A 24,789-nucleotide genomic window follows, 5' to 3' on the forward strand; every position below is an offset into this window, starting at 1 on the left:
TGGCCTCCCCAGCCACCTCCGGAGATCGGGTAATGACTTAGCCTGGTTTCGGTACAGGATGATCCACCGGGGAGCGGCCTCATGAAATTGGGCCGGGGCACGCTGGGAGTCGTCGCCGGCGTGCTGATGGTCGTGCTCGCGGTGCTGGGCTACGTGCTCTCGCCGCCCGCCTTCGATCCGCCACCACTGCCCGCGTCCCCGGAGTTCCGCTCGCTGCCCGCCCAGCCCGCCGGTGAGATCCGGCACGTCGCGACCACGGCGCGGGTCCGGACGGAGACCGTCAGGGTCGCCGCGCGCGGCGAGACGCTGTCGGCCACGATCAGGTCGCCCATGTCGCCGGGCAGGCACCCGGCGATGGTGTTCGTGCAGGGCTCGGGGTCGAGCAGCGGGTCGGAGTTCACCGTCCAGTCCGAGTGGCTGGCGAGGGCCGGCATCGTGACCATGGCCTACGACAAGCGCACGGTGGGCTACTCCTTCCGGAGCCGCGACTTCTCCCTGCTGGCCGACGACGCCCTGCGGATGCTGCGGGTGCTCCGGCAGCGGCCCGACGTCGATCCGGCGCGGGCGGGCATCTGGGGGGTCAGCGAGGGCGGCTGGGTCGTCCCGATCGCCGCCCACAGCGCCGAGGCGGCGTTCGTGGTGCTGGTCTCGTCGCCGAACGTCTCCCCCCTGCGCCAGGTCGCCTGGGCGCTCAACGAGCAACTGCTGCGCCTGCACGCTCCGGGCGGAGTGCGCGACCTGCTCACCCGTGCCATGGGTGGGGTCGGGTTCGACTTCCTGCGCTACAACGGTGTCCCCGCCCTGCGGGCCGTCAAGCAACCGGTTCTGGCGCTGTACGGCACGAACGACCCCTCGATCCCGTTCGTGGAGAGCACCGAGACGCTGATCACGTCCCTGAGGGAGGGCGGCAACCCCGCCTACACGATCCGGTTCCTGGCCGGGGCCGACCACGCGATGCGCAGGAACGGCGGCGGGTTCGTCCCCGACTACCTGCCGACCCTGGCCAACTGGATCACCGGCCTTCCCGGCACGGCCAAGCCCGCGGTGCCGATCGCGGGCGCGACTCCCGTGCAGCGGTTCGAGGCGAGCGACGTGCCGGCCGCTCCGTGGTACGGCGGAAGCACGACCCTGTGGTTCACCCTGTCGCTGGCGGCCGTGGGCTATGTCGCCGCGCCGGTCACGGAGATGGTCATCCGGCTGCGCGGCCGCGACCTGCGGCTCCAGACGAACGCCGACCTGTGGCCGGCCATCCGCCGCCGCCTGCGCCGCATGGCCTGGACCGGCCTCGGCGAGCTGGCCGCCGTGCTGGCGTTCATCACGCTGATCGTGCTGTTCTCGGTGAACCAGGCCGGAGCGTGGCCTGCCGTACAGGCCGGGTGGCTCGTCGTGCGGCTGCTGGCGGTCATGATGCTCGCGCAGGAGGTCGTCACGGCGGCGGCGGTCGCGGAGGGCCTGCGCCACGGCTGGGAGCCGACCCGCTGGCAGAAGAACATCCTGATCGGCGTCCTCGGCGGCACGGGGCTGCTTCTGATCACGGCCGCGTACTACGGGCTGTTCACCGTTCCCTGGTAGGGGCAAGCCTCGTCTAAATGCCGGTTCAAATGCCGGTCTCGACTCGTCAGGCACTCGTGAGGCGACGGGTTTCCCGGCCCTCCGCCGCTTCAATGGGCTAGGTGGATTCCTGTGGTGTGCCGGCTGCCGTGTCGACGAGGAGAGCCGCCGCGCTGATCGGCTGGGTGGCGCTCTCCGTGGTGGCGCCCGGCGCCGCCCATCTGCGGGCCGGCTGGAAGCGCACGGGATACGCCCTGCTGGGCGGCTATCTGGTCGTGGCCGGCTGCGCGGCGGTGGTGATCGCGACCGCGGACGCCGGGCTCGCGGGGCGCGCGCTCAACTGGCTGACCCAGATCACCGTGACCGCCGCCGTCTGCGCCGTGGCGTGGTTCTCCCTGGTGATCCACTCCTTCGTGGTCCTGCGGCCGGGGACGCTGACGCGGGCGGGGCAGGTCGTCACCGGCCTGGTCTGCGGGGCTCTGGCGGTCACGGTCGCCGTGCCGTTCGCCCTGGCCGCGCAGTACGTCGCCGTCTCGCAGCGGACGATCGACACCGTGTTCGCCGAGCCCGCCGCCGGGGCGCGGGGCGGGCCGGAGGCGGGCGACCCCTGGGCGGGCCGCGACCGGGTCAACGTGCTGCTGCTCGGCGGCGACTGGGGCAACGACCGGATCGGCGTGCGGACCGACAGCATCAACGTGGCGAGCATGGACGTGCACACGGGCAACACCGTGCTGCTGGGCCTGCCGCGCAACCTGGAGCACGTGCTGTTCCCGCCGGGCAGCCCCATGGCGCAGCGCTTCCCCTACGGATTCCGGCTACCGGAGTACAAGCCCGGCTGGCGGGAGGACCTGCTGTTCTCCGTGTGGCAGTACGCCGACGACCATCCCGAGCTGTTCGGGGGGCGCAGGCACATGGGCCCGGAGACGCTGAAGGAGACGATCGGCTACATCCTCGGCATCCGGATCGACTGGTACGCGCTGGTCAACATCTGGGGCTTCGCCAAGATCATCGACGCGCTGGGCGGGCTGGTCCTCACGGTGGACCGGGACATCGTGTTCGGGAAGTACGGCGAGGGCGTGGTGCCGGCCGGCACCCGCAGGCTGAGCGGCGCCGACGCGCTGTGGTACGCCCGGTCCCGCACCGGCAGCGACGACTACAACCGGATGCGGCGGCAGCGGTGCGTCTTCAACGCGCTGCTGGACCAGGCCGACCCGGCGACCGTGCTGAGCCGGTTCACCGAGATGGCCGCGGTCATGCGGAAGATCTTCCAGACGGACGTCCCCCGGCCCATGCTGGAGCACTTGGTGCCGCTGGCATGGAAGGTCAAGCACGCCGAGGTGACCAGCCTCCAGTTCGTGCCGCCGCTGATCAGCACGGCCAGCCCGGACTGGGAGCGGATCCGCCTGCTGACCGCCAAGGCGATCCGGGACTCGGTGTTCCCCGGGCACCGGCGGCACCGGCTCTCGCCCACGCCTCAACCCGTGTTCTCCCCCATCGACGAGGGCTGCGGCGCCGTCTGAGCGTCCAGCCCCGGCTTCACGTCTCGCCGGTCAGGGAGCCGCGCGGGCCCGTGGAGCCGGGAATCGCTTGGAGGATCGGGCCGCTCGGACCTGTCAGACGTGGAACGACTCGCGGGCGAGGCGGCGCACCCGCGCCTCGTCCACCGTGTGGCCGAGGCCGGGCTGGGTGAGGGGCACGGCGACCACGCCGCCCGACGCGCCGACAGGCGGGACGACGACCTGGGCGCTCTGCGGCGGCTCCGCCACGTCGCTCGGCAGCGTGCAGCCGGGCAGGCTCGCCACGGCGACGGTCGCCGCCCGGGCCAGCCCCGCGCCGAGGCCGCCCGCGCAGACGATGTCCCAGCCCGCCTCGACGGCCCGGTCGTGGGCGAGCCGTACGGCGCCGAGCGAGCCGAACCGGGCGGGGCGCAGCAGCAGCGCGCTGCCCGCGTGCACGGCGACGGCTTCGTCCAGCTCGGCCACCGAGTCCACCTCGACGGCCACGGCCGCCGAGACGCGATCCTGGAGGTCGGCGCTGGTCAGCAGGTCCTTGAACGGCCGCTCGATGGCCACCACGTCGTAGGAGTCGAGGGCTTCGAGCTGGGCGATGTCGGAGTAGCCGCCATGCCCGTCCACGGCGATGGCCAGGCCCGGATAGGCGGCGCGGACGGCCCGGAGCGGCTCGACGTCCCATCCGGGGTGCACGTCGATGGTGACGTGCCCGTAGCCCGCGCAGACGTGCCGGTTGACCCGGGCCACCATGCTCTCCAGGGACCGGTCCGCGGACAGGCGCACGGTCGCGATCAGGGACGTACGGCTCCCGCCCAGCGCGTGGGACAGGGGGACGCCGGTCATCCGCCCCCACAGGTCCCAGCAGGCCATGTCACCGGCCGTGCCGCCGGGGATCTCCCCCAGCTCGGAGGGGTGCTCCCAGTCGACGCCGATCAGGGCGGGCAGGGACTGCTCCAGCGCGTGACCGTGTTGCGGCTCGACGACCTCGCCCCAACCGACCATGCCGCCGTAGTCGGTGACCTTGACCAGGACGCTCTCAGGACGCCTGCCGTAGGGCAGGGTCAGTCTGAAGACTTCGAGCTCCCGGACGCGCGGCAATGTGAATCCCCCTCGGCTAGACCTCCATGGTGCCCGCTCGGCGGGCGTGCTCAAAACGCCCCGCGATGAGAGTGCCCGTCCCCGCCATGACGACGAGCAGGGCGAAGCACAGGAGGTAAACCGGCGTCCTCCCGTCGAAGCCGGCGAAAAGCGCGCCCGTGATCGCGACCGCGACGATGGAGAACACCGACTCCCCGATGCCGAGGGAGGCGCTGTTCCTGCCTTCCTCGCCGGGGGCGGACAGCTCCAGGACCAGCACGGACAGCGTCGGGTAGACCATGCCCATGCCAAGCCCGGCAAGGACCCATCCTCCGAAGGCCACGAGCACGGGCACCTGGTGGAAGACGGTCAGCGCGGTGACCGTGATCCCCGCCGCGATCATCGTTGTGCCTGCGCGGAGCACCGGCACCCGGCCGAAGCGCCCGCGCCCCTGGATCCACGAGCCGAGCGACCACGCCAGGGCGCCGCCGGTGAGCGCGACCCCCGCCTGCGCCGGGTCGAGGCCGCGCACCCGCGTGAGGGTCAGCGGCACGAACACCTCGGCGGCGAAGAACGCCCCGGCGGCCAGCCCGCGGAGCGCGACCACCGTCGGCAGCCCGCGGACGGCCCGCAGCGTTCCCGGCGGGAGCAGCCGGGGCAGCGCGAAGGCGAGGACGGCCAGCCCGGCGATCACCAGCGGCAGCCCCGTGCCGGGCGTGCCGCTGCCGTACTGCAGGAGGGCCGCCCCGGCCGCGGCCATGCCCCCCCAGGCGAGCCTCGGCAGGAAGGCGCGGCCCATGGCCTCCCGAACCTGCGGCTCGCCGCCGGGGAGCCCGCGCCACAGGACGAACGCGGCCGGGACGGCGAGGACCGGCACGGCCAGGAAAACCCACCGCCAGCTCAGGTTCTGCGCGACGAACCCGGCGATCCCCGGGCCGACCACGGAGGGCAGCACCCAGGCGGCGGCGAGCAGGGAGAACACGCGGGGGTGCATCTCGGCCGGGTACACCTGCGCGACCAGGACGTAAAGGGCGACATTGAACAGGCCGCCGCCGAGGCCCTGGAGGAACCTGCCCGCCAGGAAGACCTCCATCGTGGGGGCCGCCCCGGCCACCGCCAGCCCGGCGATGAAGCCCGCGATCCCGGTCCAGAGTGGGGCGCGCGGCCCCCTGGCGTCACTCCAGCGGCCGCCCACCACCGTGGCGATCACGGTCGCCGCCAGGCCGCCGCTGAACGCCAGGCCGTACAGGTGGTAGCCGTTCAGCTCGCGTCCGACGACCGGCATGGCGGTCGCCACGGCCAGGTATTCGAACGCGAGGAGCAGGATGAGGGCCACCATGCCGACGCTCATGGCTCGGTAACGGCGCGCGAAGACGGGAGGAGGTGCGGTCACTACTGAAGTCACGTTACGGACATTACGGAATGGGGGATGGGGACGCCATCGGACCTTGGTCGTAGGACCTGCGCTCGATCGCGGCCGCCATGAGCTCGGGAAACGCGTCCGGCGTGCACGCGAAGGCCGGGATCCCCATCGCGGCGAGCGCCGCCGCGTTGTCGTGGTCGTACTGCGGCGTGCCCTCGTCGGACAGCGCCAGCAGCACGATCACCTGGACTCCGGCCGCGGTCATGGCCGCCATCCTGCGCAGCATCTCCTCACGCACGCCGCCCTCGTAGAGGTCGCTGATCAGCAGGAAGATCGTGTCCGCGGGCCGGGTGACCAGGCCCTGGCAGTAGGCGAGGGCCCGGTTGATGTCCGTGCCGCCGCCGAGCTGGGTGCCGAACAGCACCTCCACCGGGTCGTGGAGCTGGTCGGTGAGGTCGACGACGGCCGTGTCGAAGACCACGAGCGACGTCCTGAGCGACCGCATCGAGGCGAGCACGGCGCCGAACACCCCGGCGTAGACCACCGACGCGGCCATCGACCCGCTCTGGTCGACGCACAGGACGACCTCTCGCTGTACGGCCTGCTGCCTGCGGCCGTATCCCACCAGCCGGGAGGGCACGACCGTGTTCCGCTCGGGCAGGTAGTTCTTGAGGTTGGCCCGGATCGTGCGGTTCCAGTCGATGTCGGCGGCCCGCCTCGGCCGGTGCGTCCGGGCCGACCGGTCGAGGGCGCCGGCGACGGCGGCGCGGGTCCGCCTGGCGAGCCTCGCCTCCAGCTCCGAAACGACCCGGCGGACCACGGCCCTGGCGGACTCCCGGGCCTTCTCCGGCATAACCCGGTTGAGCGACAGCAGCGTGCCGACCAGGTGGACGTCGGGCTCCACCGCGTCCAGCATCTCGGGCTCCAGCAGCAGGCGGGTCAGGTTGAGCCGCTCGATCGCGTCCTTCTGCATGACCTGGACCACGGTGGACGGGAAATACTCCCTGATGTCCCCGAGCCACCTCGCCACCCTCGGCGCGGAAGCGCCCAGGCCCGCCCCTCTCTCGTAGAGCGCGGCCAGCGCGGCGTCCATGCCGGCGTCGGCGCCCTCCAGGCCGCCGTCCAGGGCGCCCTCGGCCGCGCCGCCGAGCACCAGCCGCCACCGGCGGGCCCGCTCCTCCATCACGCCCTCCCCGAATCTTCCAGCCCCAGGATTTCCAGAACGGTGTGTACGGCTGCCGCCGCCTGCTCGTCGTCGTAGTCGTCCACCTCGGGCGCGGCGGCGGCCGTGCCCGACCGGACGCGGTCTCCGATCATGCGCCGCTCGGGCGGCGGGAACGCCCCGAACGTGCGCCTCAGCAGCGGCAGCACGTCCACGAACGCGTCCGGGGACAGCCCGGTGAGCCAGTCGTCCACGGTGGCCAGCAGCCGGCTGTCGTGGACGAGCAGCAGGCCGCCCCCGGACAGGAAGCCCTCCATCCAGGAGGCGGCGCGGGCCGGCGGGTTGCCGAGGGACATCGACCGCGCCATGCGGGTGGCGACGTCGTCCACGATGTCGGCGTCGAAGAGGATCCGCACGACGCGGCCCTCGATCAGCCCCGGCACGCCGGTCCGGCCGGGAACGCCCGTGAGCGTCGCGAGCCAGAGGTCGCCCTCCAGCAGGCCGGCCGCGATGTGGACGCCGTCGATCAGCGCGACCATCTCGCGGGCCGAGTCGTCGTCGAGCCCGGTCAGCGCGGGCGCAAGGCCCGCGCAGATCCGCGCCAGCAGGGAGCCGGTGATCGCGCCGAGCCCTCCGGTGCCCCGCACGTCGCCGTACCGCTGGGCGCGGACGAGCGCGGGAAGAGCCGCCATCAGGTGGGTCACCTGGCTGTCCAGCGCCGCCCTGTCCTTGATCGCCTGGAGGACGTCGGGCAGGGCCTCGGACAGGCCGGCCAGCAGACACCGCTCGACCAGCGAGGTCAGGTCCGCGAGCGACACGTCCGGCCCGGCCGCCCACTCGCGGGCGCGGCCGGTCGCGGCGGCGTCGACGGTGATGCCCCAGTGGGCCGCCTCGATGAGGGCCACGTCGAACTCGGGCCGCCACTCCAGCGTCCACGACTCCTTGAACGTGCCCTTCCCCCGGGTCTCTCGCCGGGCCCCCCACGGCACGCCGATCAGGCCGAGCCGGTGCAGGAGGCGGCTGCGGTCCAGGTCAAGGGGCTTGCGGAGGTCGAGGTCGTGCTCGCGGGAGAGGGCCTCGGGCTTGAGCCTGAGCCGCCGCTGCTCCTCCCGCAGATGCCGCTGAAGAGGGACCATCGGGGTCGAGTCGGGCACGTGGCCGAGCCGCTCCCCCACGACCATGCGGCGCTGGATCAGCTCGACCGGGAGGTCGTCGCCCTCGCACAACACGGCTCTGGCCGCCTCGGTCACCTCCGACAGCCCCGCGAGCGGCCTCCCCCGCAAGGCGGCCAGGCCCTCGGCCAGCCGTACGGACTCGATCACGTGGGCGGAGGAGACCGGCAGTCCCTCTTCCCGGAGGACCGCCGCGGCACTGGTCAGCCAGCGCTCGATCGGGCGGTCGGGCGCGGCGAACAGGTGGTCGTACCAGCCCGGGGACGTGATCCCCGCGCCGTAGCCGCTCCGGGCGGAGAGCCGCCCGTGCGTCCACGGCACCCAGGTCATGTCGGCCTTCACCTTGGGCATGCCGCGGAGCAGCCGCTCGTCCTCGGCGGCCGGGGGCAGGGTCGTCAGCGCGGGGACGTGCCAGGCGCCGCACACCACGGCGATGGTCTCGAAGCCGTCCTTCATCGCCGTCCTCAGCGTCTTGCGCATGTGGGCCTCGCGCCGCGCCTCCGTGCCGTCCGGGACGTAGCCCACGCGGACGGCCGCCATCGCCTCGGCCACCACCTGGAGAACACCGCTCCCGACCCCATGCCCGCCGACCCCACGTCCACCGGCCTCGTGCTCAGAGGCCTCGTGCTCAGAGACCTCGTGCTCAGGGGCCTCATGCCCGGTGGCCGGGCGCCTGGGCGCCTGGTGCTCCACGACGTCCTCCCACCAGCGCTCGGGGTCGTCGTATCCGGCCGCCTCCGCCAGCTCGCCGATCGGGTCGCGCCCCGCGTTCGCGGTCTCCGCCTCGATCTCCATGGCCAGGCTGTGGGCGGCCGGCAGGTCGCAGAAGCGCACCTCGATCCCGGCCCGGAGCGCATAGGTGATCGCCTGCCATTCCGGCGAGAACACCGCGAACGGCCAGAAGGCGGCCTTGCCCTGCGCGTGCGCCAGCAGGGCGACGGGCGGCTCCATCCCGGGGTCGGCGGCGAGGGCGACCAGCGCGTCGGCCTCCGGCGGGCCCTCGATGAGCACGACGTCGGGCTTGAGCCGTTCGAGCTCGGCCCGTACGGCTCTCGCCGAGCCGGGCCCGTGATGCCGGACGCCCAGGATCGCGGTCTGAACCGTCGTTCGCGTCGCCGCCTGAACCGTCGCCTGGCCCTTGGGGGTCACGGCGTCAGCCCGCATCGCGGCAGGCCCTGTAGAAGTCACGCCAGTCCTCGCGGTCGCGGACCACGGCCTCCAAGTACTCCTGCCAGACGACGCGGTCGGACACCGGGTCCTGGATCACCGCGCCGACGATCCCGCCCGCGATGTCCGAGGCGCGCAGCACCCCGTCGCCGAAATGGGCGGCGAGGGCGATCCCGCTGGTCACGACGGAGATCGCCTCCGCCGTGCTCAGAGTGCCGCTGGGCGACTTGACCTTGGTGCGCCCGTCGGCGGTCACCCCGGAGCGCAGCTCGCGGAAGACCGTGACCACCCGGCGGATCTCCTCCAGCCCGGCCGGAGTGTCGGGCAGCTCCAGCGAACGGCCGAGCTGGGCCACCCGCCGGGAGACGATCTCGACCTCCTCCTCGGCGCTCGCCGGGACGGGCAGCACGACGGTGTTGAACCGCCTGCGCAGCGCGCTGGACAGGTCGTTGACACCCCGGTCGCGGTCGTTGGCGGTCGCGATGACGTTGAAGCCCTTGGCCGCCTGGACCTCCTCGTTCAGCTCGGGGATCGGCAGCGTCTTCTCCGACAGGATCGTGATCAGGGCGTCCTGGACGTCCGAGGGCATCCGGGTGAGCTCCTCCACCCGCGCCAGCCGTCCCTCGGCCATGGCGCGCATCACCGGGCTCGGGGTCAGCGCCTGCCGGGACGGGCCCTCCGACAGCAGGCGGGCGTAGTTCCACCCGTAGCGGATCGCCTCCTCGGCCGCGCCGGCCGTGCCCTGCACCAGCAGGGTGGAATCGCCGCTGATCGCGGCCGCGAGATGCTCCGACAGCCACGTCTTGGCCGTGCCGGGGACGCCGAGCAGGAGCAGCGCCCGGTCGGTCGCCAGGGTGGCCACCGCCACCTCGACGATCCTTCGCGGGCCGACGTACTTGGGGGTGATCTGGTCGCCGTCCCCGAGGAGATACGTCGTCACGGCCCACGGCGACAGCCGCCAGCCCGGCGGGCGGGGCCGGTCGTCGCTCTTCGCCAGCATCGCCAGCTCGTCGGCGTACTGGTCTTCCGCGTGGGGGCGCAGAACGGTCGTCACGAAAGCTCCTTCGACATCTCATAGCGGAAAAGCAGGGTGGCGGCCAGGTCGGGCACGTCGTGGACGTGCGCGTGCACCGCGGGGTCGAGCCGCTCACCGGCCAGCCTGATCAGCTCGCCGGCGTTCCACGGCTGAGCGCCCGAGGTCTCGACGATCTTCCGCAGTACGGCTTTCGCGAGGCGCGGGCCCCATGGCCTGGCCACGCCGCCCAGCATCATGATCATTTGCCCGTCGACCGGCTGCCGCCTGACCAGCTCGGCCGCCCGGTCGGACTGCTCCGCCGGCGGCAGCACGGCCAGCAGGTCGGTCAGGGGCTCCACCTCGAACAGCGCACGCGCCCACTCGGCGTCGCGTTGCAGGATCGCCGCCCGGGTCCAGCCCATGCGGACCTCCCTCTCCCAGTCGCCGATCCTCATCCGGGTGATCTCACCAACCGGAAGGCCGAGGTGATCCGGCCAGAAGGCGAGCGGCGTGTGCGCGACGACCTGCTGGAGCCACCAGCCGCGCTGCGCCATCCCCGCGGGCGGCCTGCCCCGGACGCCGTCACGCTCCATCGTGCTGTCGCACGCCCTGGGCGGCTCCGCCCTCCCCCGGACGAGGCAGCGGGCGGCCCGCTCGGCCATCCGGCGGGCCAGCCGGGAACCGGGCAGCCGAGTGAGCAGGTCGGCGGCGGTCTGCCGCACCTCCCGGCGGCGGTCGTCGAGGGCCGATTCGAGGAACGGCTCGTCGTCCATGCTCAGCCCGTCGGCGAGGACGGCGACGAACGCGGCCCGGTCCTCCGGCGTCTCCCCGCTCCAGCCCCCTTCGAGGAGCTCGCGGGCGCGCGCGGGAGCCGTGGCGCGCAGCGCGGCGAGGAACGCCCGCCGGTCGCCGCTCGTCCCGAGCTCCCACGTCTCGGCGGGCGGCACGAGGGTGGGCTCCGCGAGGAGGTAGGACCAGGCGGGGTTGAGCTCCGCCAGCCAGCGGCCCCGGGAGCCGGTCAGCAGGCCGAGGTGGGAACGGATCGAGCGGTCCCGCGCCCCGTGGTCGAGGAGATCGGGAATCAGCGCGGCGGGGACCCGCACGCCGCTCGCCGCCGCGATCTCCAGCCACTCCGGCAGCAGCCGGGCCTGTTCGCCCATGAGCATCCGAGCCAGCCGGTCACCCGCCGCCCGGGACGCGAGCGGCCGCGTCTCGGCGGAGGCGGAAGGCAGCGGCCGGCCCCTGCGCGGCCGCCACCCTGCCCGCCTCCGCGTCACGCACACGGCGGCCTCCTCCAGCAGACCGGCCGGCGGCACGGCCCGGCGCTCGGCGCCCACCAGAGCGGCGGACACCAACTCCTCCCACGACCCGCTCACAACGCCCACCCCCACGCACCCACCACGCCTTCCAGCACATCGGCCAGCCGTACGGCCCGCCGCTCGGCGCCGACCAGCACGGCGGACACCGAGGCGGAGGACAGCGCCCCCTCCCATGCCTCGTTCACAGGCGGACCACCCGGCCTCCCTCGTCCCAGACCGTGAGGGGGCGCAGCCCGCGCGGCGTCCACTCGGCGGCCACCGTCACCGGACGGCCACCGGAAACGGCCAGCAGCCGCCAGGGAACGCCACCCCCGGGATGCAGCGGCAGCCCGCTCCCCTCCTGGTCGAGAAGGCTCTCCAGTGTGGGGACCGCGTCGGCGAGGACCACGGGCCAGGAGTCCGCCCAGGGGTCACCCGCCAGCACCCGGGCGATGCGGCCGGAAAGCCGGGAGATCTCCATCCCCTGCGGCGGGCCCGCGCTCACGAGGCCGTGCCTCTCGGCCACCAGTGCGCGCAGCGGGGACGACCCCGGGTAGAACGCCAGGTCGGCGTCGATGGTCGTGCCCGTCACCAGTGAGGCGTCCAGGGCCTGGCCGATGGGCGCGAACGACAGCACGAGCGCGGGACGCCCGGTCTCCCGGCCCATCAGCCAGACGCGACGGGCGACGAGCCGGTCCTGCTCCTCGTCCCGGCTGCCGATCACGTCCCAGCGGTCGCGGACCGGCGGCGACGCCAGCACGCTTTCCCTGGCGACCGGGAAGCCGACCCGCGACCTGACCGTCTGCCCGAGCTCGCCGGGAAGCTCCGCCGTACGGCGATGCGCGACGGCGAGCAGGTGGATCAGCGCGTACTCCTCCAGCAGCAGGCCCGGCCAGTCCTCCTCGCGCAGCACGCGGGACAGGCGGGCCACCGCGCTCGCCACTCCGGGCGCCTGGGCGTCGACCAGCCGCTTCGCCAGGTCGTCCCAGTCCGCGAGGCCGGTCTGCCGGGCACCCGCGATCCCGTGTGCGATCTGGTCGGACAGCCACCGCTCCAGCTCGGACAGCCCCGCCGTGACCCTGCTCTCCCGCTGCGCGGCGACACCCGAGGACCTGCCCGCCCCGCCCGGCACCGCCGTCCCGCCAGAAGACTCGGCCGAAGACGCGGCCGTTTCGCCGGAGGATCCTTGGCCGCCCGGCGACCCTGGCGAGCCCGAAGACCCGTCCCCGCCGCCCGGCGCCGCCTCGGAAACCCGGGCCTCCTTCGCCGCCTGCCTGTCTGCCCGGGCACGCCGCTGGTCCAGCCACTCGGCCACCCAGTCAACGGGCCCGTCGGCGGCCCCCACGCCGTCCGACGACCACAGGAGCAGCAGCCCGAGGGCGTGCTTGCAGGGGAACTTCCGGCTCGGGCAGCTGCACTTGTAGGCCGGCTCGGAAAGGTCCACGCACGCCCGGTACGGCTTGGCGCCGCTGCCCGCGCATTCACCCCAGACCACGTCGGGAAGCGCGCCGGCGCCGGACCACTTCGCGGGCGCCCCGACACCGGACGCCGCCTTCCGCGACGCCGCGTCAGGCGCCAGCGCGAGCACCTGATCCCGGCTCCACCGTTCGATCACCCGCCGCACACTAGCCAGGCCCTCCGACAAATCCGCCGGGCACGCGTCGCCATGCCGACACCGGCCACACCCCGATGGCTGCTGACCACCGGTCTCGCAGAAGAGCGCTATATATAACTTATTAACACGTCACAGTTATAGTTGACGCATGCCGGAGGACTGGCTCACCACCGACGAGGCGGCTCGGATACTCGGGGTCACGCCCGGACGAGTCCATGCCCTCGCCAAATCGGGCAAGCTCTCCTTTCGGATGGCGGGCCGTACCCGGCTCATCGATCCTGTCTCGGTTCACCGGCTCGTGGCGACCCCCCGGCGGCCGGGGCGGCCGTTGACCCCCGCATCCGCGTGGGCCGCTCTGCTGAGCGATCTGGGGACCGTGGACTGGATGGAGCTCACCAGGTCCCTCGATTTGTCCTCGCAGCAGCGTTACAACCTCAAGAGGCTGATCGCCCGGACGTCGGCCGACGATTGGAGTGCCCTGGCGAGGGTCCGGGCCAGGGCTCACAGGGTGCAGACCCGGGCAGCTTATCTGGACGAGATCTTGCGGTGGGATGGCGTCGTCCGGTCCGGTGTCTCCGCGACCACCACGCATAGACTCGACCTCGTCGCCACGGGGGAGGCAGAGGCTTACACCGATGAAGAGACCTGGCAGCTGCTTCAGCGGGAGTTCCACCTTGCTCCCAGCGAATCGGGCAACCTTGTGCTGCGGGTCCCCGCCGTCCCCGACGCTCGCTTGCCGTTCGTCCTCGGCCGCGAGGTCATGCCGGTCGCGGTGGTTGCCGTAGACCTTCTTGACAGCGGTGATCCGCGTTCCCGGCGCACTGCGCTTCAAATCATCGAACAACTTTCGAGAGCAGCCGCCCGTGACTGAAACTTCTCTGTCTCGCCTACGCGACCAACCAGTTGACCTCACTCAGGTCCAGTTGCCCGACGACCGCCTCTGGCCCACCCTCCTCAGCCTGTCGGAATTACTGGAAGAGCGCTCATGGGCACTCATCGGGGGCCAGATGGTCGCCCTCCACGGCCTGGCCATGGGCAGGTCTCCGATCCGCTTCTCCTCCGACCTGGACGTCATCGCCAATCTCGTGCTCAGCCCGTCCAGCTTGACCACCTGCGCCACTCATGTCCGCTCCCTGGGCTTCGCCCCCACTCCTACCGCAGACGGCAAGCGACTGCACCGCTTCACCCAGGACAACCTGGTCATCGACATCGTGGCGCCGGACCACCCGCCGCGCCATCTGCTTCCGCTCCGGATCGCGGGCAAGGCCGCCATCGAGATCGATGGAGGCTGGCGCGCGCTGCAAAGCGCGGGCATCATCCCCGTAATATTCGGTTCCAGGCGGGGTTATGTTCCTGTGCCTGACCTCGGTGGTGCGCTTGTCATCAAGGCCCGCGCCGCAATTGCCGACTCCCGCGATCCAGAGCGGCATCTGCTCGACCTGGCCTTCCTGCTGAGCCTTGTCGAGAACCCCCGGCAGTTGCGCGACCGGCTTACCGCCCGCGACCGCACGCATCTGCGACGGCTCGGTCTGACTGGGGATACTCGCCAAGCACCGTGGATCACACTTCGTGACAGCACAGACCGAGGTGACGCCGTTGAGGCCTATCTGACGCTCACCCGATAAATGCTCCGCGGGATCGCCGGGAAAACTCAGCCCGGCCGGCCCTCACCCTTGACAGCCGGAAGTCGATAGCCGGCGTCGCCGGAAGTGTCGGGGGTGGGTGGAATACTCACGAGGGTGATGGCGCGAACGACCCAAAAGGCTTTGATCGGGCGTTCGGGAGAGCTTGATCGGCTCCTGGGCGTGCTTGACGCCGCCGCCGAGGGGCTCGCCGGGGTGGCACTCGTGGGCGGGGACGCCGGGATCGGCAAGACCCGGCTCGTCACGGAGCTGTGCCACCACGCCCAGGGGCGGGGGTTCGTCACGCTGGTGGGCCAGTGCGCCGAGCTCGGCGACGCCCTGCCGTACCTGCCGCTCGCGGACGCCCTGCGCGGCGCGGCGGCCGCCTCGGGCAACCCCATCGGCGCGGCGGTGGGCGCGAGGCCGGTGCTGCAGCGCCTGCTGCCGGGAGGAGACTCCGGACCTGCCGAGGCGGCGACCGGCGCGCTCGCGCAGCAGCGGCTGTTCGGCTCGGTGCTCGACATGCTGTCGGAGGTGGCCGGCGACTGCCCGGTGCTGTTCGTCTTCGAGGACCTGCACTGGGCCGACCGCTCCACGCGTGACCTGCTCGTCTTCCTCACCCGCATGCTGCAGCGCGAGCGAGTCTTCCTCGTGGGGACCTACCGGACCGACGACCTGCACCGGCGCCACCCGTTGCGCCCGGTCCTGGCCGAGCTGAACCGGCTTCCACTTGTCACCGCCGTCGAGCTGGCCCCGCTGGCCAACCACGAGATGGCCGAATACCTGTCCACGCTGAGCGAGACCGACGGCGGCGTGATCGGCGAGGTGATCGGCGGGGTGGTGGAGCGCGCCGGGGGCAACCCGTTCTTCGCCGAGGAGTTGCTGGCCGCGTCCGCCGACTGCCGTCGCGTCCCGGGCACGCTGGCGGACCTCCTGCTCGCCCGCGTGGAGGCGCTGCCGGACACGGCCCGGCAGGTGCTGCGGGTCGCGGCCGTGGCGGGCCGCCGGGTGGGCCACGACCTGCTCCGGGACGCCACGCGCCTCAGCGACCTCCCCCTGGAGGACGCGCTGCGCGAGATCGTGTCCCGCGGGCTGCTGACGACGAGCACGGACGGCTACGCCTTCCGGCACGCTCTGCTGCAGGAGGCGGTCTACGACGACCTGCTTCCCGGCGAGCGGACCCGGCTGCACGCGGCGTTCGCGGAGCTGCTGGCCGCGCGTGGCGGCTCGCCCGCCGAGCTGGCCCACCACTACCTGGCGAGCCACGACCTGCCCAGCGCCCTCAGGGCCTCGGTGGAGGCGGCCCGGCTCGCGGTCGAGCTGGGCGCGCCCGCCGAGGCGCACCGGCACTTCGAGCGGGCGCTCGAGGTGTGGGACCAGGTGCCCGCGGCCGAGGAGGTGGCCGGCGAGCCGCGGGCGCGGCTGGCGCTGGCGAGCTCGGCGGCGGCCGCCGAGAGCGGCGACTACCATCGGGCGATATCCCAGCTCAGGCTACTGCGCCGGCTGGCCGGCGACCCGCTCCTCATCGCGGAGACCGACGAGCGGCTGGCCTACTACCTCGCGGACGCGAACGACGACGCGCCGGGGATGACGGCGGCCGCCCAAGAGGCGGTGGAGCTCGCGCCGGAGAGCCCCCTGCTGGCCAGGGCTCTCGCCACCCAGGCGCGGGCCCTGTGGTGGAACTACCGCGTCGAGGAGGCCACCGCCGTGGCCACCCGCGCGCTGGAGGTCGCGCGCGCGACCGGCGCGAGGGACGCCGAGACGAGCGCGCTGGTCTCGCTCGCGCTCTTCGAGGAGGCCACGGGCACAGCCGAGCACGCCCAGGAGCTACTGGCCCGCGCCATCCGGCAGCCGTCGGGCGACCTGTCCATCGACATGCGGGCCCACTTCAACCACGCGCGCCTGCAGTACGAGCAGGGGCATCTGGAGGCGGCGGCCCGGACGGCGGGAGAGGGCGTACGGCTGGCCCGCGAGACCGGCCTCACCTGGAGCACCTACGGCACGGACCTGCGGTTCCTCTACTACCTGGTGCATTACGCGAAGGGCGACTGGGGCAGGGCGGAGCGGCTGGGGGCCGAGTTCGGCATCCGGGTCGGCACCAAGGCCGAGGCCTGCCTGTCGTCATTCGCGCTGTTCGTGGAGGTGGGCAGGGGACGGCCGATGGCGGACGAGCGGCTGAAGTGGCTCTCCCCCTTCCTGTCCGACGAGCTCGTGGCCTACATGGCCCGCGGCATGGCCGCCGAGCAGGCGCTCTGGCGCGGCGACCCCGCCACGGCCCTCGACCACGTCACCGCGATCCTGGACGTGCTGGAGCCGTTCGACCCCGGCGTGATCCGGATCGCCGCCACAGGGCTGTGGGCCCTCGCCGACCAGCGGCACGACCAGCGGCACGACCAGGGACGCGACCGGCTGCGGGAGGGCGGCGACCTGCTGGAAAGGGCCCGCTGGGCGGCGGCCAACGGCCCGTCCGGCCCGCGCGCCGAGCTCGGCCCCGAGGGGCGCGCGTGGCTGGCCCGCGCCGAGGCGGAGTGGCAGCGGGCGTGCGGCACGGCGGCCCCGGAGGTGTGGCGGAAGGCCACGGACGCCTTCGGCTTCGGCTTCGTCTACGAGGAGGCCCGGTCACGGTGGCGGCTGGCGGAGGCCCTGCTCGAAGCGGGCGACCGTGAGGCGGCGCACGCGGAGTGGATGAAGGCGGCGAAGGTCGCCGACGAACTGGAGGCGGAGCCGTTCCGGGCCGCCCTGGACGAGCTGGGCCGCCGGGCCCGGTTCGTAGACGGCGCCGCCACCGATGTCCTGAGCGGCCTGACCGGCCGGGAGCGGGAGGTGCTCACGCACGTCGCGGCGGGCCTACCTAACCGGAGGATCGGCGAGCTGCTGTTCATTTCACAGAAGACCGTCAGCGTGCACGTCTCGAACATTCTGGCCAAGCTGGGCGTGGCCACCCGCACGCAGGCGGCGGCGATCGCCCACCAGGAGGGGTTGCATGCGGCTGATGACGCTTGACGCGTATCCGGACGGGCCGTCCGTCGAGGCCCGGAGCGAGGCCGAGGCGCTGGAGGTGGCGGGCCGGGCCTTCACCGGCCCCGAGCCGGTCATCGCGCTGGAGGACGGCAGGAAGCGGTTCGTCCGCCGTGACGTGTCGGGCGCGTTCGTGTCGATCGAGGAGCGGCCCCCCGTGGCCGAGGCGCTCGACCTGCTGCCGCACCCTGAGGGCGGCTGGTTCCGGGAGACGTGGCGCTCGCCGGTGACGTTCGAGCCGCCCGGCTACGGCGGCGTACGGCACAGCGCGACGGGGATCTACTTCCTGCTCGGCCCGGGTGAGGAGTCGGTCTGGCACGTGGTGCGCGGCGACGAGGTGTGGCTGTGGCATCGGGGCGGCCCGCTCACCCTGGTCCTGGGCGGCGACGGCGACGTGCCCGGCCGCGAGTCGGTGATCACACTCGGCCCCGGCGTGGAGCACGGCCAGGTGCCGCAGGCGCTGGTCCCGGCCGGGGTCTGGCAGTCCGCCCGGCCGGCGGGCCCGGAGGCGGTCCTGGTGAGCTGCGTGGTCTCCCCCGGCTTCGACTTCGCCGACTTCCGCGCGGTGGGCGGACCCTCGCAGAGCTCAGCGGAAAATACTGTGTAAGCGAGACGCCAGACAGCAAGGAGGTCAAACGGTGACCCGGCAGATCGTTTCCGTCGTCGGCGGCAAGGACGCACCTTCGGGGCTGCTGTACGAGTCGATCAATCCCGCGCGGCCCGCGGAGACCGTGGCGGCCGTCCACCTCGCCGACGCGGACACGTTCGCGGGCGCGTGCCGCACGGCCGCCGCCGCGCAGCGGGAGTGGGCGCGCGTCCCGGCCCCGGTGCGCGGCCGGGTGATCGCGTCGATCGGCCGGCTGGTCGAGGCGAACACCGAGACGCTGGCCCGGCTGGTCACCGAGGAGATCGGCAAGCCGTACACCGAGGCGCTGGGCGAGGTCCGGGAGATCGTCGACACCTGCGACTTCTTCCTCGGCGAGGGCCGCCGCCTCTACGGCCAGACGGTCCCGTCGGAGATGCCGGACAAGAGCCTGTTCACGTTCCGCGTCCCGGTCGGGGTCGCGGCGATCATCACAGCGGGCAACTTCCCGGTGGCCGTCCCCTCGTGGTACCTCGTGCCGGCCCTCCTGTGCGGCAACGCGGTGGTCTGGAAGCCCGCCGAGTACGCCGCGGCCTCGGCCCACGCCCTCTACCGGCTGTTCGCGGCGGCCGGGCTGCCGGACGGCGTGCTCGGCATCGTCTTCGCCGACGGCCCGCAGACCTACGAGGGACTCGACCGCGCGCTGGCCGAGGGCACCGTGCAGAAGGTCGGCTTCACCGGTTCGAGCGCCGTCGGCCGGGCCATCGGCGAGCTGTGCGGCCGCCACCTCCAGTCGCCGTGCCTGGAGCTGGGCGGCAAGAACCCGATGGTCGTCATGCCCGACGCCGACCTCGACCTCGCCGTCGAGGGCGCTCTGTTCGCCGGGTTCGGTACGGCCGGCCAGCGGTGCACGTCGCTCGGCACCGTCATCGCACACGAGGACGTCCACGACGAGTTCCTCAGCAGGTTCGCGGAAGCCGTACGGAACGCGAAGATCGGCGACCCGAACGGCGACGTGCTGTACGGCCCGCTGCTCGACCGCAAGTTCGCCGAGCGCTACGAGGACTATCTGACCTGGATCGAGCCGCACCACACCGTGCTACCCGGTCCGACCGGCCGGATCGACGGCGACGGCCTTTACTACCACCCCGTGATCGTGGACGGCGTGCGCGCCGATGACCGGCTCTTCCTGGAGGAGACGTTCGGCCCGATCGTCGGCGTGACGACGTTCCGCACGCTCGACGAGGCGATCGAGCTGGCCAACCGGCCCGGGTACGGGCTGTCGTCGTCGATCTACACGACCGACCCGGCGGCGGCCTTCCGCTTCCGGGCCGGGGTCTCGGCCGGCATGGTGAGCGTCAACAACTCGACGTCGGGCGCCGAGGCCCACCTGCCGTTCGGCGGCAACGGCAGGTCGGGCAACGGCAGCCGGCAGAGCGGGATCTGGGTGCTCGACCAGTTCACCCGCTGGCAGGCGCTGAACTGGGACTACTCGGGCCGCCTCCAGAAGGCCCAGATGGACGTGGCCGAGATCACGCCCGACCTGGGCTTCCGCCTTTAGAGGTTGTCCGGGCCGCGGCGGCCGTCGTAGCCGAGCAGCCGCATGGCCACCTCGGGGTCCATCGCCGCCGCGAGGAGCTGGGCGCGCTCGGCCGCCCGGTCCCTTGCCTCCTCGGCCTGCCTTCGGCCGGACTGGTGGCTGCGGACGACGAGGATCGCGACGGCGATGCCGCCGATCACCGCGATGAGCGCGACGACGAGAAGGAGCGCGACGCCCGCCGACACTCCCGGCGCCGCGGCGGCGTCCTCACCGCCACCGCCACCGATGACCGCCACGCCCAGCAGGACGAACAGCACCAGGGCGACGGCGCCGCCGACGAGCGCCCACAGCATGCCGTACGACCTCTTCTGGGCCCGCGGCGGCATGCTGGGCGGGGGCGGCGGGGGCGGCGCGCCGTTCCAGGGGACGAAGTCCGGCTGGTGGACCACGTGCCCGTTGCCCACGTGGGACGGCACGTGCGGCGGCGGGGGCTGCGCGTGTAGTCCCTGAGGCTGCGCGTGTAGTCCTTGCGGCTGCGCGTGTAGTCCTTGCGGCTGCGCCGGGGCGAAGACGGGCGCCTGGCCGCCGGCGGGCGCGACCACGACCGACGGCTCCAGCTCCAGCACGCGGGAGGCGGGGACCGGCAGCTCGACCGGGACCTCGCTGTGGCCGCGGTGCGCCTCCGCCGCGGCCACGTGGTATGCCTCGATCTCCTCGTAGAACTCGTCGGCGTTGTAGATCGTGCCGTCGATCAGCGGCCCGTGGCGGCCCTCGATGACCGCGACGACGTCGTCGCCGTTGAGCGTCTTGTGGTGTTCGAGTGCGTGGGCGACCGACAGCACGGCGCGCCGGTTCTCCCTGAGCAGCTCGGCGGTCTTCTCCAGGAGCTGGGCGAGGTTGAACTCGATCCGCTCCGGCAGCATGTCGGGCACCATCTCGTCGCGCTTGCCCGAGGGAGTCCCGGTGAAGCCGGCGCCGCCGCCGGCGCCGGGCAGATGGGCCGCCTTACCCTCGCGGAGTCCGAGATCCTGGAGCGCCGGCAGCGAGGCCACGCCGATGCCCATGCCCCAGTGGGCCTCCATCAGCCCGGTCAGCATGGTGGCCGACTGGAGGTCGCCGGACACGCCGGACGAGTTGTCCTCGCTGAAGAACATCCGCTCGCCGGCGAGCGAGGCGAGGGAGACCATGATGTCGGCCTCGTACTCCGACTTCCACCGGGTGAACTGGTCCTCGGGCTTGATGCTCGCCACCATGCCGAGGTAGTCGGCGCCCTTCTCGATCGTGGCGAGATCGATCTCCAGGTGGTGGCGGGTGCGGTAGGCCACGACCGCGTGACACGCCTCGTGCACGGCCACCGCGTGCCGCTCGCGCTCGATGTACTCGACGTCCTCGGGCGGCCCGAGCTGCTTGAGCCGCTTGGCCCGCATCACGTCGGACCAGGTGATGACCTCGCGGCCGTCGCGGATCGCGGTGATCAGCGACTCGTTGACCATGTCCTTGATCGTCGCGCCCGTGGCGTACGGCGTGATCGTGGCGAGCTTGTCGATCTGCTCGTCGGTCAGCTCGTGCCGGACCTTGTCGAAGTAGCCCTTGTACGTCCGGATCCGGCCGGCCTTGGACGGGTAGCCGACCTTGTAGATGCGGTCGATGCGGCCGGGCCGGAGCAGGGCCTCGTCGAGGGCCTCCGGCAGGTTGGTCGCCATCATGATCAGGATGCGGTACTTCGGCGGCGGCTTGGGCCGCATGCCGAGGAGCCGCCGAACGTACCGGTTGACGAACCCACGCGGCTTCTTCAGGCCGGAGATCTCCGTGAGCAGCGACTCCAGCGTCCCCATGCCGCCACCGCCGCCGCCCATGCCCGCGCCGTACACGATGCGGTTGACGAAGGCGCCCGTCTTCGAGACGGGCGCCGGCGCGGCGGGCTCTGCCGAACGCTGCCCGAGCACGCGGCGGGTGTGCGGGTCGAGGTAGGCGAAGCCGTTGCACCCGGCGTTCTCGAACGGCGCTGGGACGGCACGGCCCCAGCCGCCGGGGCCGCCCTGCGCGAGCGCGCCGCGGTTGCCGAGCGAGTCGGCCTCGTCGAAGAAGACGATCACCCCGCCGTAGCGGAGGGCCAGCTTGCGGAGCTTGCGGAAGAGCGACTTGACCTTCAGCACGCCGACGCCGAAGAACATGTTGATGAACGCGCCCGGATCAACGAAGACGTACGGCTTGCCGGTCGAGCCCGCCACCGCCTCGGCCATCAGGGTCTTGCCGGTGCCGGGCGGCCCCCACAGCAGGATGCCGCTGGGCACGTAGCCGCCCTTGGCCTCGATCTCGTCGGGCTTCTCCAGGAAGACGATGTTCTCCTTGACCCGCTCGATCACGTGGTCCTGTCCCCACACGTCCGAGAAGCGGGTCTTGATGTCATCCGGGAAGTAGACGTCGACACCGCCGCGCGACAGGAACCAGAAGATCGCCACGAACTGCAGCACGCCGACCAGCATGATCATCACGATCTGCAGGAACGTGGGGAGGTATCCCCAGACCGTGGCGGGCACGTTGAACAGCGCTTCGAGGGGCGACGTCTTCTGCAGCCTGGCGAGCACGAGCGCGATGACGACGATCCACACGAGCCACTTGATCGCCCGGGCGAGGCGGAACCGGTTCCAGTCGTTGAACCGCCGGTGCGACCAGCGGTTGAAGCCGCCGAAGACCTTGTGCGTCCAGAACCGGTGGTAGGACGCCGACCGCTCGCTGATCAGGAAGTGCGCCTGCCGCAGCACCTCGATCGCCGCCAGCCACAGGATCCACGAGGCGTCCTGATTGGTGTTCACGAAGGCGTCGTGCGCCGAGATGATCCCCGGGGTGGCGGCCATGGTGTTCCACAGCAGCACGCCGTACGCGATGGCGAGCAGGAGCAGGAACTTCGTCCGGTCCCAGAGGGCCAGTCGCTTGCGGGTCACCGGATCGCGGTCCTCGGGACCTGACCCGGGTTCGCGAAGTCCCTCGGGGTGGTGCTGCGGTGGGAGGGCCGTGCTCATATGCGGGGCTCCTTCATTGGTTGAGGAGTCGCTTCACCTTGAAGGACTGCGCGATCACGTTGATTTCCCCGGCCCGCTTCCGGTAGCACGTGGCCGAGCAGCGGATGAGCAGGGTGGAGATGTGCGAGCCGTCGGCCGACAGGTAGGCCGTCTCGTCGAACGTCTGCACCGGGCCGTTGAGCAGGCGGAAGTTGAAGACGCTGCGGACCCCCCGGATTCCGTCGTGGGCGGGCAGCACCTGGTCGGCGAGCAGTTCGAATTGCTTGAACGGGTTGGCCGCGTCGGCCTCCAGTTGCTGCCGCAGGGTGTCGGGCACCGCCACCGGGAGCCCGATGGAGTTGCGGAGGACGTTGAGCGAGACCTGGTTCTGCTCGGACTCGCTGAGCTTCTGGACCTTCGCGACGACGAACGGCTGGTCCTCCGCACCGGTCGCGCCGATCAGCAGGTGGTCGGCGGACGGCCGGGTGTGGGCGTCGAAGGCGACGGTCCAGCTGGCCTGTTTCTGGGCCTGCGCGGCGGCGGACTCCAGGTCGCCGAAGATCCTGCTGTCGAGCGACTTCTGGTCGACCTTCCGCCAGCCCGAGGGGACCTTGAAGTAGGTGGCCCCGTCGTCGTCGCGGACATAGGTGAAATCGGACTGTGCGCAACCGCACAGCAAGGCGGCGGCCACAGCCGCCGCCGCAACCCCGTGCCATACCCGCGATCTCTCCACTAGGGCCCAACCTCCGCTTTGCGGGTCTACGAGGTAGTAGTGCCCGTTTTTCGACGTCTCCATATCACGGTAGTTCGGTGATGGCTCGGAAATCTAGACCGAATCTTGGCCGAAGAGTGGCCCTACTTGTTACACGGGCACCCCTGGCGTCGCGCGGAATAGTTGAGATATCAATAGTTGTTACGAGGAACACATCCGACAGAGGAGACCCGATGCCCGCCGTCACCGCTGACACGCTGACCCTGGACCGCCTGCCCAAGCTGCCCGACGCCGGGACGGTGTGGCGTCCCGTGGCGCGCGTCGTCACCGCCCAGCGCTTCCTGGAGGGAGAGGGCTTCGCCGTGCGGCGTCCCTTCCCGGGAGTGGACCTCTCCCTCGCCGATCCGTTCCTCCTGCTCGACCACATGGGCGCGGTGGAGTACGCCCCGGGCGAGGCCAAGGGAACGCCCTGGCACCCGCACCGCGGGTTCGAGACCGTCACGTACATCTTGGATGGCGCCTTCCAGCATCGGGACACACACGGTGGCGGGGGGCTCATCTCGGATGGCGATACCCAGTGGATGACCGCCGGAAGCGGATTGCAGCACATCGAACAGCCGCCGCCGGAGCTGGTCGCCAGGGGCGGCCTCTTCCACGGCGTCCAACTCTGGGTGAACCTGCCACGCGCCAAGAAGTGGTCGCCGCCCCGCTACCAGGACATCCGGGGGCGTGACGTCAAGCTGCTCGCCAGCGACGACGGGTCCTCACTCGTCCGGGTCATCGCGGGATCGCTCGCGGGCCACGAGGGGCCCGGAGTGACCTACACACCGATCACCTACCTGCACGCGACCGTCGCGCCCGGCGCGCGGCTCACCCTGCCGTGGCCCGCCGAGTTCAACGCGATGGTGTACGTCCTCAGCGGCGACGGCCACGTCGGCCCCGACAACCGGCCGCTCCACGAGGGCCGGCTCGGCGTCTTCGGCGGTTACAAGGAGACCGCGGGGGCTCTGACCATGCGGGCCGCCGACGGCCAGCCGCTGGCCTCGCGGCAGGGGTGGGAGATCCTCGTGCTCGGCGGGCTGCCGATCCGGGAGCCCGTCGCCCGGTACGGACCGTTCGTCATGAACACCCGCGAGGAGATCGTCCAGGCCTTCGAGGACTTCCAGGCGGGCCGCATGGGCGTCATTCCGGCGGACCATGTCCCGCACCGGACCGCGGCCGACGAGACACTGTGAGGTAGATCGGCAAACCGCTGCAACGTCCATGCAACGGTCTTCTTGACACAATGCGGTCGCACACGACCACGAGGGCGTGTAACACGTAATGCCCTAGAACGCGACATATCTGTGCATGTCAGGAATACCGGGAAACCTGGGCCGAC

18 protein-coding genes are annotated in these 24,789 nt (G+C 72.1%); 8 read left to right on the forward strand and 10 right to left on the reverse strand.

Going from position 1 to position 24,789, the window contains the following annotated elements:
* Positions 1-81: 81 nt before the first annotated feature.
* Entirely contained in the window at positions 82-1,572 is a 1,491-nt protein-coding gene (locus N5079_RS03885) for an alpha/beta hydrolase family protein (protein ID WP_261581986.1), read from the forward strand.
* 128 nt (positions 1,573-1,700) lie between these two features.
* Entirely contained in the window at positions 1,701-3,071 is a 1,371-nt protein-coding gene (locus N5079_RS03890; RefSeq protein ID WP_261581987.1) for an LCP family protein, read from the forward strand.
* Positions 3,072-3,164: 93 nt separating this feature from the next.
* Here N5079_RS03890 and N5079_RS03895 read toward each other — a convergent pair whose 3' ends face one another.
* Genes N5079_RS03895 through N5079_RS03930 form a run of 8 tightly spaced genes read right to left on the reverse strand, consistent with a single transcriptional unit; the run spans position 3,165 to position 12,931 of the window.
* Positions 3,165-4,160 (reverse strand): enolase C-terminal domain-like protein, encoded by a 996-nt coding sequence (locus N5079_RS03895; protein WP_261581988.1) that lies wholly within the window; start codon positions 4,158-4,160, stop codon positions 3,165-3,167.
* A gap of 16 nt (positions 4,161-4,176) precedes the next feature.
* A complete protein-coding gene (locus tag N5079_RS03900) occupies positions 4,177-5,544 on the reverse strand; it encodes an MFS transporter (RefSeq protein WP_261581989.1) in 1,368 nt (455 codons plus the stop codon).
* A gap of 10 nt (positions 5,545-5,554) precedes the next feature.
* Positions 5,555-6,685: a VWA domain-containing protein gene (locus N5079_RS03905; RefSeq protein WP_261581990.1), complete on the reverse strand. Its 1,131-nt coding sequence runs from the start codon at positions 6,683-6,685 to the stop codon at positions 5,555-5,557.
* A complete protein-coding gene (locus N5079_RS03910) occupies positions 6,685-9,000 on the reverse strand; it encodes a DUF5682 family protein (protein ID WP_261581991.1) in 2,316 nt (771 codons plus the stop codon). The genes N5079_RS03905 and N5079_RS03910 overlap by 1 nt, the downstream gene beginning before the upstream one ends.
* Positions 8,990-10,003: an AAA family ATPase gene (locus N5079_RS03915; RefSeq protein WP_261582277.1), complete on the reverse strand. Its 1,014-nt coding sequence runs from the start codon at positions 10,001-10,003 to the stop codon at positions 8,990-8,992. Before N5079_RS03915 ends, N5079_RS03910 begins: the two co-directional genes overlap by 11 nt.
* 50 nt (positions 10,004-10,053) lie before the next feature.
* Positions 10,054-11,394 (reverse strand): DUF5691 domain-containing protein, encoded by a 1,341-nt coding sequence (locus N5079_RS03920; protein ID WP_261581992.1) that lies wholly within the window; start codon positions 11,392-11,394, stop codon positions 10,054-10,056.
* The gene (locus tag N5079_RS03925) at positions 11,391-11,522 is read right to left on the reverse strand and encodes a hypothetical protein (RefSeq protein ID WP_261581993.1); all 132 of its coding nucleotides are present in this window, start codon (positions 11,520-11,522) and stop codon (positions 11,391-11,393) included. Before N5079_RS03925 ends, N5079_RS03920 begins: the two co-directional genes overlap by 4 nt.
* Positions 11,519-12,931, reverse strand: a complete 1,413-nt coding sequence (locus N5079_RS03930; RefSeq protein ID WP_261581994.1) for an SWIM zinc finger domain-containing protein — start codon at positions 12,929-12,931, stop codon at positions 11,519-11,521. Before N5079_RS03930 ends, N5079_RS03925 begins: the two co-directional genes overlap by 4 nt.
* Before the next feature lie 148 nt (positions 12,932-13,079).
* On the opposite strand from N5079_RS03930, the gene N5079_RS03935 reads away from it, so the two are divergent.
* The 5 genes from N5079_RS03935 (at position 13,080) to N5079_RS03960 (ending at position 19,715) form a co-directional block, all read left to right on the forward strand.
* Complete coding sequence (locus tag N5079_RS03935) at positions 13,080-13,802, forward strand: helix-turn-helix domain-containing protein (RefSeq protein ID WP_261581995.1); 723 nt, start codon at positions 13,080-13,082, stop codon at positions 13,800-13,802.
* On the forward strand, positions 13,723-14,556 hold the full coding sequence (locus N5079_RS03940; protein ID WP_261581996.1) for a hypothetical protein: 834 nt from the start codon (positions 13,723-13,725) through the stop codon (positions 14,554-14,556). Before N5079_RS03935 ends, N5079_RS03940 begins: the two co-directional genes overlap by 80 nt.
* A gap of 117 nt (positions 14,557-14,673) precedes the next feature.
* Positions 14,674-17,556, forward strand: coding sequence for a helix-turn-helix transcriptional regulator (locus N5079_RS03945; protein ID WP_315967776.1), 2,883 nt, complete (start codon positions 14,674-14,676; stop codon positions 17,554-17,556).
* Positions 17,546-18,178 carry a cupin domain-containing protein gene (locus tag N5079_RS03955; protein ID WP_261581997.1) on the forward strand — a complete coding sequence of 211 codons (633 nt, stop codon included), beginning with the start codon at positions 17,546-17,548 and terminating at the stop codon, positions 18,176-18,178. Before N5079_RS03945 ends, N5079_RS03955 begins: the two co-directional genes overlap by 11 nt.
* 31 nt (positions 18,179-18,209) lie before the next feature.
* Positions 18,210-19,715, forward strand: a complete 1,506-nt coding sequence (locus N5079_RS03960) for an aldehyde dehydrogenase family protein (RefSeq protein ID WP_261581998.1) — start codon at positions 18,210-18,212, stop codon at positions 19,713-19,715.
* Here the strand turns inward: N5079_RS03960 and N5079_RS03965 are convergent.
* Positions 19,712-22,717: an AAA family ATPase gene (locus N5079_RS03965; RefSeq protein ID WP_261581999.1), complete on the reverse strand. Its 3,006-nt coding sequence runs from the start codon at positions 22,715-22,717 to the stop codon at positions 19,712-19,714. The genes N5079_RS03960 and N5079_RS03965 overlap by 4 nt on opposite strands.
* Before the next feature lie 13 nt (positions 22,718-22,730).
* A complete protein-coding gene (locus tag N5079_RS03970) occupies positions 22,731-23,387 on the reverse strand; it encodes a hypothetical protein (RefSeq protein WP_261582000.1) in 657 nt (218 codons plus the stop codon).
* Positions 23,388-23,641: 254 nt separating this feature from the next.
* Here N5079_RS03970 and N5079_RS03975 point away from each other — a divergent pair, with 254 nt between their 5' ends.
* Positions 23,642-24,643 (forward strand): pirin family protein, encoded by a 1,002-nt coding sequence (locus N5079_RS03975; protein WP_261582001.1) that lies wholly within the window; start codon positions 23,642-23,644, stop codon positions 24,641-24,643.
* The last annotated feature ends 146 nt before the right edge of the window (positions 24,644-24,789 follow it).

Source organism: Planotetraspora sp. A-T 1434 (assembly GCF_025420585.1).
Classification (GTDB): Bacteria; Actinomycetota; Actinomycetes; order Streptosporangiales; family Streptosporangiaceae; genus JAOEGB01.